The following is a 1,788-nucleotide window of genomic DNA, read 5'->3' as shown; positions in this document are numbered from 1 at the left end:
GTAGTCCCTGAGCACATCGGCGACTCGGACGTGCGTCGCGTTAACCGTGAGCACCTCGTTCTGGTTGTTCCACCAGGTGTCTGGCTCGCGGAACCTTCGAGGTGGTGGAGACCGAGAAGCGAGCTTCGGCGGCGGTGGTGCTCTGCGTCGACCTGTCGTACTCGATGATCTCGCAGGGTCGTTGGGGCCCGATGAAGCAGACGGCGCTGGCGCTGGCGCACCTGATGGAGACGCGTTTCCCGCAGGACGCCCTGCAGATCGTGGGTTTCGGCCGGGAGGCGATGACGCTCACCCAGCAGGAGTTGGCCGCCGTCGAGCCGGACATGGAGCAGGGCACCAACCTCCAGCACGCGTTGCGGCTGGCGGGACGACACCTGCGTCGGCACCCGGACGCCGAGCCGGTGGTGCTGGTGGTCACCGACGGGGAGCCCACCGCGCACCTGGACCCGGACGACGGGGAGGCACTGTTCCACTGGCCGCCGCTTCCGGAGACGATCGAGGCGACGGTCCGTGAGGTGGACCGGCTGAGTCGGTACGGCGCCACGCTCAACCTGTTCATGCTCGGCGACGACCCGGGTCTGCGGCGCTTCATCGACGCGGTGGCCCGCCGGAGCCGGGGCCGCATGTTCACGCCGGACACCGACGACCTCGGCGAGTACGTGGTCTCCGACTACCTCCGCTCCCGCCAATCCCGCCGCTAACTCCCCGCAGGGCGGGTTGACTGGGGGGATGGCGGAGAGCGGAGGGTTGCGGCGGGCCTACGGGGCCTTGTTGGCCGAGGTGGATGCTGGCGGGTTCGGTCCGGCACCGGAGGGGCAGCTCAGCGCTGAGCAGATCGTCGCCCACCTGGTCGCCAACGACGAGCTGATGATCCAGGCCACCGAGGCGCTGTTGGCCGGGTCGCCGTTCGCCTACTACGAGCTGGAAGAGGACATCCACCGTCCGCAGCTCGACGCGCTGGCCGCCGAGCAGGGTGGCCTGCGGGGCCTGACCGCCCTGCTGCACACCACCAGTGACCGCCTGTGCGGGCTCGTCGACCAGCTCGGCCTGGCGGCGGAGACCCCGGTCGAGACGCACCTCCGTGAGGGCTTCGACCTCATCGTGGACGAGTCGCTGCCCTGGTCCCGCACCCTGGACCTGCACACCCGGGTCCACCTGCCCAAACACCAGGCCCAACTCCAGATGCTCCGCGCCTGAGCGGCGGTGGCGCTCGCCGGTGGCCGGGCGTGTCGCAGCATCGACCGTCCCGCTCTGTTGAGCGTGATTCCGCTCTGGCATCAAGATGCCGCAGCGGAATCACGCTCGTGGAGGGCCGCGCACCCGTCGGGCCCACGAGGGGACGCGGCAGGGCTCGGATCAGGTTTCGATCAGCTCGGGGCGGCGGTGGAAGGTGCGGCGGTAGGTCGAGGGCGCCACGCCGATGCGTTGGTGGAGTTGCTGGCGCAGGGCGGCGGTGGTGCCGAAACCGGACCGGTGGGCGACCTGGTCGACGGTGAGGTCGGTCGTCTCCAGCAGCAGCCTCGCGTGGTCGGTGCGTTGTTGCAGCAGCCACTGCGCGGGGCTCAGGCCGGTCTCCGACCGGAAGCGTCGGGTGAAGGTGCGCACGCTCATCCGCGCCTGCTCGGCCAGGTCGCGGAGGGCGATCGGCTCGTGCAGTCGTTGCCGCGCCCACTCCCGGACGCTCGCGGTGCTGGTGTCGGTGACCTTCGGCACCGGCCGTTCGATGTACTGCGCCTGGCCGCCGTCCCGCCACGGAGGCATCACGCAGCGGCGGGCCGCCCGGTTGGC

General features: G+C 70.7%; 2 protein-coding genes and 1 pseudogene. 2 read left to right on the top strand and 1 reads right to left on the bottom strand.

Features of this window, described 5'->3' with window-relative positions:
* Positions 1-80 precede the first annotated feature (80 nt).
* A pseudogene (locus ACWCO3_RS34400) lies at positions 81-701 on the top strand (VWA domain-containing protein); the annotation flags it as partial.
* A gap of 28 nt (positions 702-729) precedes the next feature.
* Complete coding sequence (locus ACWCO3_RS34395; RefSeq protein ID WP_145785368.1) at positions 730-1,197, top strand: hypothetical protein; 468 nt, start codon at positions 730-732, stop codon at positions 1,195-1,197.
* Positions 1,198-1,356: 159 nt separating this feature from the next.
* Here ACWCO3_RS34395 and ACWCO3_RS34390 read toward each other — a convergent pair.
* The coding region (locus ACWCO3_RS34390) for a GlxA family transcriptional regulator (protein WP_450014168.1) at positions 1,357-1,788 on the bottom strand (432 nt) is incomplete at its 5' end.

The sequence above is a fragment of the Micromonospora sp. NPDC002411 genome (assembly GCF_053592955.1).
This window is presented reverse-complemented; position numbering and strand designations above follow the sequence as displayed.